This window comes from Polaromonas sp. P1_G2, assembly GCF_056405515.1.
The window spans coordinates 1-450 of record NZ_JBFUBY010001156.1 but is presented as its reverse complement, the minus strand read 5'-3'; the positions used below and the strand labels follow the sequence as shown (position 1 = coordinate 450).

At 51.8% G+C, this 450-nt stretch carries 1 rRNA gene; it reads right to left on the bottom strand.

Features of this window, described 5'->3' with window-relative positions:
- A 23S ribosomal RNA gene (locus tag AC1D0P_RS29535) occupies positions 1-194 on the bottom strand; the annotation flags it as partial.
- Between the last annotated feature and the right edge of the window lie 256 nt (positions 195-450).

Genomic DNA, 450 nt, shown 5'->3' with positions numbered 1-450 from the left:
CTCCTTATCAATGCTTGGAACCTCGCTCGTCATTAGACGAGCCAGATTACCAAGCATCAGGAGTGGGTTCCCCCATTCGGAAATCCATGGATCAAAGCCTATTCGCGGCTCCCCACGGCTTATCGCAGCGTATCACGTCCTTCATCGCCTGTGCATGCCAAGGCATCCACCAATTGCCCTTTTGACACTTGATCGTTCTCATTGCCAATGATCATCAAAACCGCGAAAGCGGTTTTGATCTCTGTGTTTTGTCCTGACGCCCGAGGGGCTCCGGACGGGCCGCCAAAAAGTTGGCGACGGCCGTTCGGCCTTGCGGAACTTATCGTTCCGAAAGCGCCTCAAGCACCGGACAAACAGAGATCATTTAAGCAATCAATCTTTTGATGCAGATAAAGATCTGCATCTTTAGACCAGCTTCTCGAGACATGCGGACTGATGTGCGGTCAGCAA